This is a genomic window from Bacillus thuringiensis (assembly GCF_001595725.1).
Lineage (GTDB): Bacteria > Bacillota > Bacilli > Bacillales > Bacillaceae_G > Bacillus_A > Bacillus_A thuringiensis_K.
On the sequence record NZ_CP014282.1, the window covers coordinates 2719012 to 2734912 of the forward strand.

Sequence of the window (15901 nt, forward strand, 5' to 3'; positions counted from 1 at the left end):
AAAAACGGACAACTATTATCAAACTTTCTAGTTGTCCGCATCTTTCATTATTTCATCCCTCAATTTTTATCAGTAAAACGCCCTATTACTTTATATTTACCCAAACACTTTTCACTTCTGTATAATTATCAAGCGCATATGAACCTAATTCGCGGCCAATACCAGATTGTTTATATCCACCAAATGGTGTAGCTGCATTTTCTAAGTTATAATCATTAATCCACACTGTTCCTGCTTTTAATTTATTTGCTACTTGATGACCCGTTTTGATATTTTGCGTCCATACACCCGCAGCAAGGCCATAGGATGAGTTGTTCGCTCGTTCAATTACTTCTTCTGTCGAATCAAATGGAAGTACGACAACAACTGGTCCAAATATTTCTTCCTTAACGATTGTCATATTGTCTGTAACATCTGTGAATATAGTTGGCTTAACGAAATAACCTTTTTCAAGCGCACGTTCGCCACCAGCCGCAACTGTAGCACCTTCTTTCTTCCCTTGCTCAATATAATTTAACACACGCTCTTGTTGTTTCTTAGATACGAGTGGACCCATTTCCGTTCCTTTCTCCATACCTGCTCCAAGTTTTACGTTGTTCGCCATTTTCACAAGTGCATCTACTACAGTTTCATAATGTTTACGATGAACAAATACACGTGATCCTGCGCTACAATTTTGACCGTGGTTATACATAATACCTTGGAATGCACCATTTATCGCTTCTTCCAAGTCCGCATCTTCTAAAATGATATTTGGTGATTTTCCGCCAAGCTCTAACGTTACATGCTTAATCATTTCTGCAGATTGACGCATAATATACTTTCCTGTAACAGTAGATCCTGTAAAAGCAACTTTATCAATGTCATGATGATTTACAATTGCAGCCCCTGCTTCAGGACCAAAGCCTGATACAAAGTTTACAACGCCGTTTGGAAATCCAGCCTCTTTAAAGAGTTTCGCTGTATATAGTAAAGATAAAGGCGTTTGCTCTGCTGGCTTTAATACAATCGTACAACCTGTCGCCAGTGCAGCTCCCATTTTCCAAGAAGACATAACAAGCGGAAAATTCCACGGAATAATTTGTCCTACAACACCAACAGGTTCATGTCTCGTATAATTCAAGTAATCTTTAGAAATCGGGATTGTTTGCCCAATAATTTTTGTAGCCCATCCTGCGTAATAACGATAATTTTCTACAGTCGCTGAAATATCATCATCAAGTGCTACTTGATATGGCTTTCCATTATCTAAAGCTTCTAGTTGCGCTAATTCTTCTCTATGTTCTTCAATTAAATCTGCTAATTTATAAATAAGATGCGCTCTTTCAGCAGTAGTCATTTCTGCCCACGGGCCAGATTCAAATGCAGATCTTGCCGCTTTTACTGCAGCATCAATATCCTCTTCTTGCGCTTCACATACGACTGCTAGAACCTCTTCTGTTGCTGGATTGTACGTTTCAAACGTCTTTCCGCCAATAGCAGAAACAAATTCGCCATTAATAAACATTTTAATTTCTTCATTTAAAAACGCTTCCACTTTTGGTTTCAGCTCAATATTTGTCTTTAACATTATGTTCTCCTCCTTATTTAAACAGCTGCATGAGCTGCAATATTTGATAAAATCGTTTGAAGCTTTTGATCTTCTTCTACAGTTAACCCTAGTCTTGGATAGCGAGAAGGTCCTCCCGCTTGCCCATGTAATTCCATAGAACGTTTAACGATTTGAACATATTTCCCTGATCCTTCAAGAAACTCGCAAAGTGGTAAAATAGCATCGTTTATTTCCCACGCCTTTTCTAATTCACCATTTTGAAAATGCTCATACATTTTTGTAACGAGACCGGGAACGATATTTCCTGCTACTGAAACCCATCCCGAGGCACCAACTAAATATGATTCCATAACTAAATCTTCAGAACCACAGAAGACTTGGAAAGCCCCTTCACTTTGTCTTACTAAATCTCTCGCTTTTCGAATATCTCCGCTAGATTCTTTAATATGTGTAACATTTTCACACTCTTTTCCAATACGGAGCATTAGCTCTGTACTCATATCAACACCAGAAGTAAATGGATTATTGTATAACATAATTGGTATATTTACAGAGTTTGAGATTTCTTTAAAATGAAAATAAATCTCCTCTTCCTTCGGTTTACAATAGTAAGAGTTTATAATTAATACACAATCCGCTCCGTGCGCTTCTGCATGTTTCGTATATTCAATTGTTTCTTTCGTCGTCTCTGCTGCAGTTCCAACAATAACTGGAATACGGCCATCAATTTCTTTCAACACGGTTGCTACCATTTTAAATCGTTCTTCTTTTGATAAACTTACAAATTCTCCTGTACTTCCATTAATGATGATACCTGCAACGTTTTGTTCGATAAAGTAATTTACATTTTGCTTTACCCCATCCCAATTAATTTCCTGAAATTCATCCATCGGTGTTATTAATACTGGAAATGCCCCTTTAATTTTTTGCATATTTATCTCTCCCTATCACATTTTATTTTAATAAGAAACCTGCCGGAAACGGATCCGTAGGGTCTAATAGAAACGTCTGCATCCCTGTAATAAACCCTCTACTTTCAAAACGGAAAATGTATCCTAGTTCCTCCTTCTTCACTTTCTCCACAGTTATAAAACTATTAAATATACTTTCATTTTTAAAAGGTTTATCCGCCATATAATCATTTTTAAATAACGCATGAACATAGGAAACAATAGTAGAAACAAAACCTGGCGAACGTACGATAAAGTTATCTTCATGAAATGTAATCGATTTTATATGGTTCTTTTCTTTTTGCGAAGGATCTACTAAAATAAGCCTTTTTATTAGCGACTGTTTTTGTATAGCCTGCAGTGTAGCTTCTCCCCATCTTTTCAATTCAGAAATGTTTTCCATGCGAATTTCTGGCGAATACGCACCTTTTTCTACAACTGCATATACTTTATCTGCTTGTATAAGAGAATAACTTACATTACCAACCTGTAAATTTTTCTCAATCATATAGCATAGTTTGCTTTCAAACGAAACCGATATAACTTCATCATTCTCTACATACGCATGAACTAAAAATATTCCACATAACGTTTCAATTTTGTATTGATTGGACTCTCTCTTTTTTAAATACCCACTTTCGAGTAACATCGTTATTACTGCAACAATGCCTCCATAATGAAGCGGAATCGAACCTTCATGATTAAAAAATAATACAGCTGCATCCACTTCATTATAGATAGATGGAACGACAATACACCCATTCAAACCGATAAAACCACGTGGTTCATTTAATAAAAGCTTCATCTCTTCTGCTAATTCACCTGAAAATTGTTCATTTAATTGCTCCAAACTGTAGTAGTATTTGCATGGTACGTCTTTCATTACACGAAATGCCTCGCCATTTACATGTACGTCTACTGCTGTATACATTTTTTGAATGTTCATTTTATATCCTCCGTTTCATGTTCCATCGGCGGAATTAGCAAAAATCCTTCTTTAAGTGGATCCATTTCATTGTAAAAAAATCTATGCATACCCATAAGCCAAGCTGATCCCGTAATTTTCGTTATGACAGCTTCAATATTTTCAACATGTGTCGTATTCATGACATATCCTTTAAATAAAGAACCAACGATACTCTCATGAATGAACTCTTCACCAATTTCGATTTCTTTCTGAGCGTATAATACAGCTAGCTTCGCAGATGTTCCTGTACCGCATGGAGATCGATCTATTCCGCCTGGTGGTACAACAACTGTATTTTTCACATGCGCACATTCATGAGTAGGATCTGTATAAAATTCAACATGTGTTAATCCTCTTATAAACGAATACTCTGGATGAGTGATTTCAAACTTCTCATTAATTGTGTTCCTTATATGAATCGCCTTATCGATGATTGTAGATGCATTTTCTGGTACTAATTGTAGATCTACTGATTTCGCATCAATAATGGCATAAAAATTCCCTCCATACGCAATATCAGCCTCTATAGTTCCAATGTCTTTCACTTGTACAGTAATATTTTTCAATAAAAAAGCTGGTATGTTACAGAAAGATACTTCTTTTGCTTTTCCATCTTGAACAGCAATATCTACTTCAACTAAGCCAGCCGGTGTATCTAGTTTTAAAGAAGTAATCGGTTCAACTACCGGAATTAAACCTGATTCAACTAACGCTGTACATACACCGATTGTATCGTGACCACACATCGGTAAATATCCACCTGTCTCTATGTATATAACACCTATATCAGCCTCAGGATGACACGGGTCTGTTAATAATGCTCCTGACATTACATCATGACCACGCGGTTCATTCATTAACAATTTTCGAATCCAATCATACTCCTTTTTCATATGTAACATCTTCTCTACCATCGTCTCTCCAATCAACTTTGGAAGTCCACTAATTAATGTCCTCGTTGGATTCCCACCTGTGTGTGTATCAATCGTCGTAAAGGCTCTTTGTGACCTCATCCGTTTAACACCCTTTCTGTAAAACGACTCAAACGAAGTGGTTCAATAGGAATAATTGTCTCTTTTTCATTTAATAACTCTTCAATTACTTTTCCAGTAACTGCTGCAAGACTAATCCCATCACCTTCATGTCCAGCGGCAATGAAATAATTCGGAATATGTTCCACTCGTGAAATAATCGGTAAATGATCTTCCGTCCACGGACGTAAACCAGCGTAAGAACGAATTACCATCATATCTGCCATTTTGGGATAAAAACGAATTGCTCTATTTGCGATACATTTAATGACTTCATTATTTATCCTCGTATGAAATCCTACAAATTCACGACTACTACCAATTAAGAAATTTTGACTTTCAGTAGGCTCAAATACGAGCGCAACCCCGTATTTTTCAGTTAAAGCATCCACTTTTCGTTTTCCGCCAAATTTAGAAATTAAATAACCGAATTCCATTACTTTACGGCATCCTACGTGTTGTTGCCTTGAAGCTACAATAATATGCCCTTTTCTCGGTTCAATTGGTATATTTATATTTAACATCTGACCAATCTTAGGAGCCCACACACCGGCTGCATTTACAACTTGTTGTGCTGTAAAAGTTCCATTCGTAGTTTCTACAACAAATGAACCATCCGTCTCTATTTCCATACTCTTTACTTCCGTCTGCTTAAAAGCTTTTGCGCCAAACTTTTGTGCCTCTGACACAAGCGAGAAAGCAAGGAGATATGGATTCACAGTTGAATCCGTCGCACATTCTAAACCACCTAATAAATCATCAGCAAAAAAAGGCGACTCTTCCCTTATATCTTGCCTATCAAGCATTCGAAACGGTAATCCAGCTTCTTTTTGCCGATTTACCCATTGCTGTGCAGCTTCCATCTCTTCGTCTGACTCACATACGAGAATACTTCCTGGTGCCCTATATTCAAATGAATGCTCTAATTCTTCACTTAAATCAGTTACTAATTTTTGACTTACTAAAGACATTTGACTATCAAATCCCGGGTCTTTATCAATGGCCAAAATATTCCCATCACACCGTGAAGACGTCCCGCTGACAAATTCCCCTTTTTCAATGATTGTTACGTCTCTTCCGTATTTTGAAGTGTAATAAGCGATAGAACACCCTATTATTCCACCACCTATAATTAAAACGTCGCAGTGCCTCACAATATACTCCTCCTTTCCTAGCCCTCTCACTTTCTTTTCATGCAATTGACGTGCCAATTCTGTACATATACAATTTTTATAAATAATATTTTTATTTGTAAAAATATTTTAAATTTATAGTAAATAGGTGTATTATTTTTTTATCACTGTCAAAATTTTTATACATAACAGGAGGACATTATGGAATTTTCATTTCCGACTATACAAGAATTTTTGGAAAGCGTTTTAATCAATCATACATGTTGCCTTGATCGCATTAAGAAAATAAACGAAAGGTTTTATTATCTCCCTTCTACTACAGAAGAATATAATTGCGCAATTATTTATGTAGATGACTCATTCACTGCATTAATTGACGCTTTTTCTTATGAATTAGCTGTTATCATCCTTAACGAAAACGATGAGCCGATATGCTGTATAACTTCTCAGCAAATGATTCCATTTCTTTATAAGTCCTACAATGAACTACAGTCATTTTATGACACTGTAATACAAACAACTGACTCTTCTGTTACAGTAATTGATAGTAAAGAATGCGTTCGAACTTGGACAGATGGTGCTGAAAAAATATTTTCAGTCAACCATAATGAGATTATTGGGCAACCGATTACTCGTTTTTTTGATTATAAAGACTTGGAAATTTTACAATCTTTACATGATGGAAAAAGCATAGTCGCTCAGTTCCATCAGCCTCGCCCCGATTTATTCGTATTAATTAATTCAAATCCAGTTTATTGTAATGATGAAATTATAGGAGCAGTCGTTTCAGAAACAGATGTTACAAATCAAGTCGCTTTAAATGAAAAACTATTTAATATGTCACATGAAATGCACCGTTTAGAACAAGAAGTGGCAAAGTATAAAGATGAATCCGATCCATTCCTTGCGATGAATGGAAAAAGTCCTGTTATACAAAGAACGATACAATTAGCTAGAAAAGTTTGTTCGGTGAAATCAACTGTTTTAATACTTGGGGAAAGCGGAGTTGGAAAAGAAGTATTTGCGAAAGCAATTCATGAAGCAAGTGAAGCAGCGAAGGCGCCTTTCATTTCGATTAACTGCGGGGCAATTCCAGAAGCATTATTTGAAAGTGAATTATTCGGTTACGAGCGTGGGGCGTTTTCTGGAGCAAATAGTAAAGGAAAAAAAGGTAAAATTGAACTCGCGCAAGGCGGTACTTTATTTCTTGATGAAATAGGTGAAATGCCACTTGATATGCAAGTAAAACTGTTACGTGTACTGCAAGAGCGAAAGTATTACCGAGTTGGTGGTGAAAAAGAAATTAATATTGATTTCCGTATTATCGCTGCTACAAATCGTGATTTACAAGAAGAAATGATAAAAGGAACTTTCCGAGAAGATTTATATTACCGCTTAAATGTAGTTAGCTTGCAGATTCCACCGCTGCGCGAAAGACGCGAGGATATTATTGAATTAACCTATTCTTTCTTAAACGATTTTTCAATCAACTATAACAGACCAATTCGTGACTTACCTTCAAGCATTATGCATGAACTGCTTCATTACAATTGGCCAGGTAATATTCGCGAACTTCGAAACGTTGTTGAGCGGCTTGTGGTATTCGCAACAGACGGAATTATAAAACAAGAATATTTACCATTTCATACGACTGAAACTTTAGACAACCATACAGCCCATTCCCTATTACTCAGCAACAATAATACAATCCTTTCTTTACAAGAAGAGATGGATGAGCATGAGAAAAAAGTTATTGAAAGGGCTTTACGAATTTTAAATGGGAATAAATTAGAATGCGCAAAACAACTTGGTGTAACAAGGGCTACTTTATATAACCGTTTAAAGAAACTTGGACTTCAATAAAGAATCAGTATGCACCGATCAGGCGTTTACAGGTAGCCCTCTCTCCCTCCTCTATATTGGCATGATTTTTGCATATATAATTTATGAAAACCGAACTAGAGGAGGAATACATATGACAAATAAAAACAACTTAATCGTTTGTCGTTGTGAAGAGGTTACATATGGGCAACTTCAATCGACAATTGCTGAATATAACTGCTCGGCAAGAGAATTAAAACTAAGAACACGTGCTGGCATGGGATTTTGCGGTGGTCGCACATGCAGAATAATGATAGATCGAATGATTGAAAATGCGAATCCTGACGTAACTCTTAATGAACTACCGTTAAAATATCAACCACCAATACGTGCAGTTACTTTTGGATCGGTAGGTGAAAGTAAATGAGTAGAATTACACATCACCCTATTTTAGGTACTTTACAAAGTAGTGAGCGTATTACCTTTCAATTTAACGGTCATCAATACGGAGCATATGAACATGAAACGATAGCTGCTGCCCTGTTAGCAAATGGAATAAGGACATTAAGAGTTCATGAAGATAGCGGAACACCGCGAGGTATTTATTGTAATATCGGGCACTGTTCCGAATGCCGCATGACAGTAAATAATCAAACAAATGTACGCGCATGCTTAACTGTTGTAGAAGAAAACATGGTTGTTGAAAGCGGGAAACAGCATCGGAATATCGTGAGAGAGATGGTGAAAAAACGATGAGTGATGTAATTATTATTGGTGCAGGGCCAGCGGGATTATCTGCTTCTATTTCTTGTGCTCGTTTCGGACTAAAAGTGCTCGTTATTGATGAATTTATGAAGCCGGGCGGGAGATTGTTAGGACAGTTGCATCAAGAGCCTACTGGAGAATGGTGGAACGGAATAAAAGAATCGAAGCGACTTCATGAAGAAGCAGAATCACTTTCAGTACATATCAGGTGCGGTGTTTCGGTCTATAATTTAGATAGAGATGAAAACAATTGGTTTGTACATACTAATATCGGTACGTTAGAAGCACCTTTCGTACTACTTGCTACTGGAGCTGCGGAATATTCTATTCCCCTTCCTGGCTGGACACTTCCAGGAGTGATGTCAATTGGAGCAGCTCAAGTTATGACAAATGTTCATCGCGTGCAAGTTGGAAAAAAAGGAATTATTATTGGTGCTAACATTTTGTCTTTCGCCATTTTAAGTGAATTGCAATTAGCGGGAATTACAGTAGATCATATTGTACTCCCTGAGAAAAGCGAGTTAAGTCAAAAAGCTGGTGAACCTGAAGAAGTTTTAAACTCTCTTTTAAATGTAGCTCACCTCGCTCCTTCTGCTTTCTTACGAATAGGTAGTCACTTTATGAAATTTGATTGGATTCGAAAAGCTGGATTAACATTCTATCCAAACAACGGAATGAAAATAAACGGAACGCCACTTCACCTTCGGAAAGCAGCTCTTGAAATTATCGGAACAGATCAAGTTGAAGGTGTACGTATTGCTAATATTGACTCTAAAGGAAAGGTTATCAATGGAACAGAGAAAATATATGAAGCAGATTTTGTATGTATTGCCGGGGGATTATACCCACTTGCCGAACTTGCAGCTGTAGCTGGTTGTCCCTTCCATTACATTTCAGAATTAGGCGGACACGTTCCTCTCCATTCCGAAACAATGGAAACCCCTCTTCCCGGTTTATTAGTAGCCGGCAATATTACAGGCATTGAAAGCGGAAAAATTGCGATGGCGCAAGGAGCAGTTGCAGGTCTATCTATTGCTAAATATGCAAGCAAAAAACGTGATATAGTCGACCAACAATTATCTCACGCCATTCAAAACGTTCACTTTGTTCGTCAGAAATCTGCAATTCAGTTTAATCCGATGGTAGATATCGGTAGACGAAAAATGAATGAAATTTGGCGTGATTACTCATCTACATATGCACATACTAAAAAGAGCTGCTGAGATTATTCTCAACAGCTCTCTTCTCTACTCATCTGAGTTATTAAATTTCGCTAATGCGTAAATACCTTCTTCGTCATCTAATTCAAGTTGTAATCTCGCTGCGAATGAATTGACATTATATTCTCTGTCAAGCAATAAGCGTAAAGCTTCGATTAAGTTTGCTTGAATTAAAATTTGCTGGCGACCATTTACCTCTACTTCCGCAGAGAAACCGTAGTCGTCATCATACATGAGTTCAACTAATACTTCTTCTGGACCCACTTGTCTTTTTTCAGCGATATATATACAAAGCGCATTTATAAGCTCTTGTTCAGAAATTTTTATTGTTTCCATGCTACTTCATCTGCCTTCTTCTTACGTTGGTCTTTGAAGTATTTAAATGCACGAACTGCTAACATTACGATACCAGCCATTACTAACATATTTACCATAAATGCTAATACAGAACCAAGAGCTCCCATATTTGCAAATAAGCTACCCATTAGTAAACCACCAAGACCACCTAGTAATAAACCTTTCATAAAGCTTCCTTTATTACTTTTTGGTGCTGTGTTTGTTGCTTTCGTTTTCGAATCTGGAGTCGTTTTTTGAGAATTTACATTTGAGTCTTTTTTGTTTAAATCAACTTTTGACTTTTGACCTGAACTTGGTGTAAATGATTTTTTACCAGATTTGTAACTTTTCGCTGCTGCATGATCTACGAACATAAAGCTGCTAGCCCCAAAGATAACCATGAATGCTGTCATTACTGCTACAAGTTTTTTCAACATATTATATCCATTCTCCTTTTATATAGATATATGTGAAATCTATCTTTCTAGTAAATTCAGAATGATAGATTTGTTTTTAAGAACATTTTAAAGGTTCTTATGAACTTATTATATGAACTTTTGTCGAAATATGCAAGTATTATTTACTTTCAACAGTTTGGTCACAAAGGAAAAATTAAGCAAAACAGAATTGACTTTAAATGAAACAAAACATATTATAAGTTCATAAGAACTTTTTATTATTTTGGAGGTGAAAAGATGGAAACATTTCATCTCACACGAAACGAAATGGCTACCCTTCTTCTATCACTAAGAGGATGGAATACGAAAAAGCCTCTCGGTATTTTACAAGAAGCTTGGGCAAAGTCACATAAAAAAGATATTGAAAGCGGACAAAGCGTTACAGCTTTTATTACTACCGCACTTTCACCTATTTTTGAAAAGCTGATTAAAATTGACGATACTGATGTCGGTTTTTCTTTAAATGAAATAGTTGCGCTTGGCAATCAGATTGAAAACACAAGTTTCTCTGTAACTGCTATGCAAAACTGGGTGAAACGAGATATAAAAGAAATGATTGGCTCTCCTCAAAAAGGGAAAAAATATTCAATTGAACAAGCAGCCTTACTATTTATTGTCGAAGATTTAAAAACAGCACTTGATTTTGAATCCATTCGTAAGCTATTACGCCTTATTGTAAATGATCCAGCTGATCGAAGTGATGATTTAATCAATCCTGTTCATTTATATGTAGCATACTCTTCTTTATTTGAAGAACTCAATCAAGGGAATTGCTTACAATTAAATGCAACAGATACCGTTCATACAATTGAAAACATCGTAAAAGAAAAAGCTGATAAAATCGCAAGTAAGTTCGATCAAATTAATAACGAACAACGCGAAGCAATTCGTAACGCTATTATTATTGCGACCCTTTCTGTACATACCGCTTATGTACAAATGTTAGCAAAGCGTTACGTAACAGCAACTTTATTTTTACAGAACTTAGATGTGAAGCCTTAAAAAATAGGAGCAGAAATGCTTCTATTTTTTTACAACGAAAACAAGCAACCATCTGTTCCAAATATACAACAAATGCTTGCTTGATTTATTTAAATTTAAGTTTCATATAAAACCGTAGTATTACGCATATCTATAAGTAGTGTCATTTAAGGTTCCATATATCCCCCTAACCCTCATTACATTCAGAATTAACTGTTTTTTACCGTGCTATTTTCTCATTCTTAATTCTATGCATATCATACACTTTCACTTCATTCTCTATATATGATTTTACTTTTTTAAATCCAGCTTTCTCATAACAACGAATTGCCCTTTTGTTGTCTTCTCTTACCTGTAATACAACTGCTTGTATATCGGAATCTAAAAACGATTTACTTATGAAATACTTTGTAATTTCTGTTCCAAGTCCTTTTGAATATAAATTCGAAACGCCAATAAGAATAGAGTATTCCATCACATAGGTATCATCATATTTCGTCTTTTTTAATCCGACTCTTCCTATTACTTCATCTCTCACTATTATTACATGATAACTTGCATAAGACCGCGCTAATTTTTCAGTCCAATACTCCCGAAGTTCTTCTATTGTATATCGCTTAAATGGTTTCACATCTGCTATGTTATGTAATTCTTCATCGTTATACCATTCTAATATAATTGATAAATCATCTAATTCTAGAAGACGTTCTTTCCAGTTCACATTTCCACCCCATCTATTTTATGTTTTCAAACCACTTTAAAAAGAATAGGCATATTCTTTTTTAGGCAATTTTACTATCTTTTGAATGAAATTTGATTTCTCTAAAATATCCTCTAACTGCCCCTCACTATAAACGTAAATACTCCCTACATATGAACTGTACGCCTTTTTCTCAGTTATTATCGTTAAATTGTTATTTTCCTTTTTAAAATCACCCTCCACTCCTTTTTGAAATGATAAACTTTTGGTTGCTGAAACATACAGTTGAATTAAAGATCCTATTTCAACATCACCTGATTTTGCAAAGCACTGTATTTCATTTAAAATCATTTCATCTTGTAACGGAAGAAAGTCTTCTACTTCTAACTTCTCTCCTTTATGAAAGAAGTTTTGAAGTTCAGGAGTATAGAACGAAAGATTTTTCTCCTCTATCATTTTAAAAATTGTTTGCAGCAATATGTCTTTTCCTATCACAAACGGGTGGCCAAATCCATTATTGTAAAGCCCTTCTTTCATTTTCATTAATTGTTCGATGAAGGGGATTCCCGATTCTTCAATAACAAGTTTACCGTCAATTAAACGCATGTTAGCAATCAATTCTTCTATCTGTAAACCTTCTAATTCAAGCGACGAGTAATATAAATCTCTATTCCAAAAATCTAATTGATCCATTCCTAATGAATTAAATAAGAGCTCATCTATAATTGGAAAAACTCCATCTTCTGTTAAAGCTTTCGTTACATCATCTAATAATCTAGGTGTTTGATTTAAAATCGTACGTATTTCTTCGTCCTCTTGAATGATTCGTACCGTCCACTCACTATGATCTTCACCCGATATTTGCTGAAAACAATGTGAATATGGCCCATGTCCAACATCATGTAGAAGGGCTACAGTAGATACTAGCTTTCGTTCATATTTCGATAAATGTATGTCACCAATCTCAGTAAGATGTTCTATCACTTTATTTACTAGCACATATACACCTATCGAATGTTCTTTCCTCGTATGTATTGCGTTCTCATGTAAAAAATAAGTATGTCCTTGTTGTTTAATATTCGCCAACCTTTGAAATGCTTTTGTATCTATCAATCGAAGGATATCTCTATCACGAATAGAGATTGGTCCATAAATCGGATCTGTAATATACATACGTTCTCCTCCTATTTTTGTAAATGAAAGACCTATATCATTATACTTAATTTTCAGTCTATTATCATTGATATATGAGAAATTTTTAATAATCTTTTCATTAACCCTTCATGAAAACGTAGCTTATATACTTTACTATAATACTTATGAGAGACATAAAAGAATTGAAATAGCAATCCCCTATGTAAATAAGGTATAATCTACATATAGTGAACCTTTTACGTAATTAAATAAAAGGTTCTTATACTCAAAAATTCATAAACTAGAAGGTGCAACAATGTTAAGTAGTTTTATTCATTCAGTATTAACGTTTTTTGAAGGATTAGGTTATTGGGGCATTATGCTTGGACTTATGATTGAAATTATCCCAAGTGAAATTGTCCTTGCTTATGCAGGATACTTAGTATTCAATGGAAGTATCTCATTTATAGGCGCAGTTGTATTCGGTACAATTGGCGGTGTTATTGCCCAAATCTTTATTTATTGGCTTGGACGATACGGCGGACGCCCTATATTAGAACGTTATGGAAAATATATTTTCATACATAAAAAACAAATAGATGCTGCAGAAGATTGGTTTAATCGTTACGGAACTGGCGTCATTTTTACAGCACGCTTCATTCCAGTAGTGCGTCATGCGATTTCAATTCCTGCTGGTATTACAAAAATGCCTTTACTACGTTTCACTACATTAACAGCACTTGCGATTATCCCTTGGTCTATTATTTTCATTTATTTAGGTGAAAAACTAGGTGAAAATTGGGAAAATATTAACGATATTGCTGGTCCTTATGTGAAATCATTCGCAATTGGTGGCGTCGTACTTATACTTTTATACTTCGTTATAAAAAAATGGACAAAAAAGCGTAAAAATCTTGCTTAAGAATATAACAAAAACCGCTATAAATTCATTCGGAGTTATAGCGGTTTTTTATTTATTTATATATGAATTAATCTTCAAGAATTATATAACACCTTTCCATCTACATTTACATGGATAAGCAACCGTTTGATCATTTCTTTCGTATATTATCTCAAAAAGGAGTGATTCCCCTATGCATTGGCAGCAAAAAATACTATACTTAATCGGACGCCCTATCGGTATTTCCTTCATAAATGGGCAAGGAACTTCTGGTGTATTATGTTCAGCTCATGATGGTCAATTATATGTGTATGAATACCTTTATCAAGCCCAGTTCGCAATGAAACATTATGATTATAGACAGATTCAAGATATACATGCATTCCCAAATTGTCCTCACCAAAATCCTCTATACTAAAAAAATCGGAACGGCTCATAGCCATTCCGATTTCTATACTTTATTTCTCAGAATTAAATTTCTGCACTGCTTCATCAAAATAAATCCAACCTTTCCAGCCCAAATGAATCGTATCTTTTAAGAAATACTTATCATATTCATGACCAGAGAAATCAACTACTGGATATCCTGCTTTCTCAACCTGTTCTCGAACTTTTTTATAATACACTTCACGGCGTTCTTTCGGGAATCCAGTATAATCATACCAAGGCCCATTGACAGGTACAGAAATAAAGAGTGGTTTGACATTTTTCTCTTTAAATAAATCTAAAATAATTTGTAAATCATCGTATTCTGGTGATTCATCATATGTTTCATTTGCTCTAAAGTTTTTTAAACCTTTTAGTTTTTTCTTCAGATTATTCTTATGATAATACGGATTTTCAATTCCGAATGTATTTGTAGTAGACTCTGCTTTCCCTTCTTGTTCTGCGTGTTTACGTGCGTCTTCCCAAGAAATTGAACGAAGTCCGATATTTGTTTTCTCTTTCATCGGTTCGATTTTAAATAAAGAGTTAAATAAATCTCTATGATCTAAAATATTTCGATGCATATAAGCAAGTGGTTTAACTAAACCTGCTTTTATGTTATGTTTCGTATCATTATATACAATACCTTCTAATGAATTTTTTAATATATCATCTTCTTGAACAACTTTATAATCTAATAGCCGTTTCGCGATTTGCTTCTTCATTTCTGGATTTATCTCATCATTAAAAATAAAATGATATGCTTGTTGTTTGGAGAAATTATTAGTGAAATCCCCTTGTGATACACCAGTCTTTGTAAACCATTGTGGTGAAAGAACAAAGACTACTTTTTTACCTTCTAATTCATCCATAGTAGATGTCATATTTAAAATATGAGCTAAACTTTGTGTACCGCCAGTTCCAATTAAAAACGGTGTAAAACCAGCTGGATTTACTTTGAAATAATTAGACGGATGATATGCATCCATTCGTAAAAATTCTGATGAACCGTACATCGGTAAATACTGTGAATTCTCTAACATTTTTTGCTGTAAGAAAACACTTTGTAATTTCTCTTTTTGTAAAGAAGTAGCCGCATCTTCTACCTTCTTATCACTAATAAGCGATACTAAACTTTTCGATGGGATTAGAATGATAATGAAAAAAAGCACACACGCTAAAATTATAGGACCAAAAGCATGCTTCATTTTCATCTTCTGTCCCTCTTTCTATCGTTATTAACTTGTAACCCTTGTCTTTGACACGCCATCTTTTCTCTCCTTTTTCTCTATACATGTTCCATTCTATTTGTCTATTATATACATGTATGTATTTCCTTCCTTGTTCTATTAAATCCTATAGAAATAGCGCAAGAAAATGTTTCCATAGAAACACGTTAATTATACAAGATTCTACATAAATTTCACACTGGAATTTTAGTAATAATTTTATTTTTAAGTCGTAAAAAAACATATGAAATGTCTATATTTCATTCGGAACTGTACAAAAAAACAGACTATCACATA

At 35.0% G+C, this 15901-nt stretch carries 17 protein-coding genes; 7 read left to right on the forward strand and 10 right to left on the reverse strand.

Annotated features, from left to right (window positions below):
* Positions 1 to 85 precede the first annotated feature (85 nt).
* Genes AXW78_RS13685 through AXW78_RS13705 form a run of 5 tightly spaced genes read right to left on the reverse strand, consistent with a single transcriptional unit; the run spans position 86 to position 5654 of the window.
* Positions 86 to 1570 (reverse strand): aldehyde dehydrogenase family protein, encoded by a 1485-nt coding sequence (locus AXW78_RS13685; RefSeq protein WP_000920987.1) that lies wholly within the window; start codon positions 1568 to 1570, stop codon positions 86 to 88.
* A 17-nt stretch (positions 1571 to 1587) separates the two neighbouring features.
* Positions 1588 to 2484 carry a 4-hydroxy-tetrahydrodipicolinate synthase gene (gene dapA / locus AXW78_RS13690; protein WP_001169462.1) on the reverse strand — a complete coding sequence of 299 codons (897 nt, stop codon included), beginning with the start codon at positions 2482 to 2484 and terminating at the stop codon, positions 1588 to 1590.
* 22 nt (positions 2485 to 2506) lie between these two features.
* Positions 2507 to 3448 (reverse strand): proline racemase family protein, encoded by a 942-nt coding sequence (locus tag AXW78_RS13695; RefSeq protein WP_001025571.1) that lies wholly within the window; start codon positions 3446 to 3448, stop codon positions 2507 to 2509.
* The gene (locus AXW78_RS13700; protein WP_001257518.1) at positions 3445 to 4482 is read right to left on the reverse strand and encodes a proline racemase family protein; all 1038 of its coding nucleotides are present in this window, start codon (positions 4480 to 4482) and stop codon (positions 3445 to 3447) included. The genes AXW78_RS13695 and AXW78_RS13700 overlap by 4 nt, the downstream gene beginning before the upstream one ends.
* Positions 4479 to 5654, reverse strand: a complete 1176-nt coding sequence (locus tag AXW78_RS13705; RefSeq protein ID WP_001215263.1) for an NAD(P)/FAD-dependent oxidoreductase — start codon at positions 5652 to 5654, stop codon at positions 4479 to 4481. The genes AXW78_RS13700 and AXW78_RS13705 overlap by 4 nt, the downstream gene beginning before the upstream one ends.
* A gap of 180 nt (positions 5655 to 5834) precedes the next feature.
* On the opposite strand from AXW78_RS13705, the gene AXW78_RS13710 reads away from it, so the two are divergent.
* The 4 genes from AXW78_RS13710 (at position 5835) to AXW78_RS13725 (ending at position 9442) form a co-directional block, all read left to right on the forward strand.
* Positions 5835 to 7496: a sigma-54 interaction domain-containing protein gene (locus tag AXW78_RS13710; protein ID WP_000395821.1), complete on the forward strand. Its 1662-nt coding sequence runs from the start codon at positions 5835 to 5837 to the stop codon at positions 7494 to 7496.
* Between the two features lie 112 nt (positions 7497 to 7608).
* Positions 7609 to 7881: a (2Fe-2S)-binding protein gene (locus tag AXW78_RS13715; protein ID WP_000182619.1), complete on the forward strand. Its 273-nt coding sequence runs from the start codon at positions 7609 to 7611 to the stop codon at positions 7879 to 7881.
* Entirely contained in the window at positions 7878 to 8210 is a 333-nt protein-coding gene (locus AXW78_RS13720) for a (2Fe-2S)-binding protein (RefSeq protein WP_061884275.1), read from the forward strand. The genes AXW78_RS13715 and AXW78_RS13720 overlap by 4 nt, the downstream gene beginning before the upstream one ends.
* Complete coding sequence (locus AXW78_RS13725; protein ID WP_061884276.1) at positions 8207 to 9442, forward strand: NAD(P)/FAD-dependent oxidoreductase; 1236 nt, start codon at positions 8207 to 8209, stop codon at positions 9440 to 9442. Before AXW78_RS13720 ends, AXW78_RS13725 begins: the two co-directional genes overlap by 4 nt.
* A gap of 24 nt (positions 9443 to 9466) precedes the next feature.
* Here AXW78_RS13725 and AXW78_RS13730 read toward each other — a convergent pair whose 3' ends face one another.
* Together AXW78_RS13730 and AXW78_RS13735 are read right to left on the reverse strand one after the other, a co-directional pair.
* Entirely contained in the window at positions 9467 to 9775 is a 309-nt protein-coding gene (locus AXW78_RS13730; protein WP_000447750.1) for a YxcD family protein, read from the reverse strand.
* Complete coding sequence (locus tag AXW78_RS13735) at positions 9763 to 10212, reverse strand: hypothetical protein (protein ID WP_000914478.1); 450 nt, start codon at positions 10210 to 10212, stop codon at positions 9763 to 9765. The genes AXW78_RS13730 and AXW78_RS13735 overlap by 13 nt, the downstream gene beginning before the upstream one ends.
* A 258-nt stretch (positions 10213 to 10470) precedes the next feature.
* Here AXW78_RS13735 and AXW78_RS13740 point away from each other — a divergent pair, with 258 nt between their 5' ends.
* A complete protein-coding gene (locus tag AXW78_RS13740; protein ID WP_000447231.1) occupies positions 10471 to 11235 on the forward strand; it encodes a DUF1836 domain-containing protein in 765 nt (254 codons plus the stop codon).
* A gap of 199 nt (positions 11236 to 11434) precedes the next feature.
* Here AXW78_RS13740 and AXW78_RS13745 read toward each other — a convergent pair whose 3' ends face one another.
* Positions 11435 to 11935 (reverse strand): GNAT family N-acetyltransferase, encoded by a 501-nt coding sequence (locus AXW78_RS13745; protein ID WP_001104067.1) that lies wholly within the window; start codon positions 11933 to 11935, stop codon positions 11435 to 11437.
* A 36-nt stretch (positions 11936 to 11971) separates the two neighbouring features.
* Positions 11972 to 13087, reverse strand: coding sequence for an HD domain-containing protein (locus AXW78_RS13750; protein ID WP_000275989.1), 1116 nt, complete (start codon positions 13085 to 13087; stop codon positions 11972 to 11974).
* Between the two features lie 277 nt (positions 13088 to 13364).
* Between AXW78_RS13750 and AXW78_RS13755 the strand changes: the two genes are divergently transcribed.
* A complete protein-coding gene (locus AXW78_RS13755) occupies positions 13365 to 13970 on the forward strand; it encodes an undecaprenyl phosphate transporter UptA (RefSeq protein ID WP_000952913.1) in 606 nt (201 codons plus the stop codon).
* A gap of 172 nt (positions 13971 to 14142) precedes the next feature.
* Complete coding sequence (locus tag AXW78_RS13760; protein ID WP_000558686.1) at positions 14143 to 14367, forward strand: hypothetical protein; 225 nt, start codon at positions 14143 to 14145, stop codon at positions 14365 to 14367.
* Positions 14368 to 14407: 40 nt separating this feature from the next.
* Here the strand turns inward: AXW78_RS13760 and dltD are convergent, their stop codons facing one another.
* The gene (gene dltD, locus AXW78_RS13765) at positions 14408 to 15589 is read right to left on the reverse strand and encodes a D-alanyl-lipoteichoic acid biosynthesis protein DltD (RefSeq protein ID WP_000782300.1); all 1182 of its coding nucleotides are present in this window, start codon (positions 15587 to 15589) and stop codon (positions 14408 to 14410) included.
* Positions 15590 to 15901 lie beyond the last annotated feature (312 nt).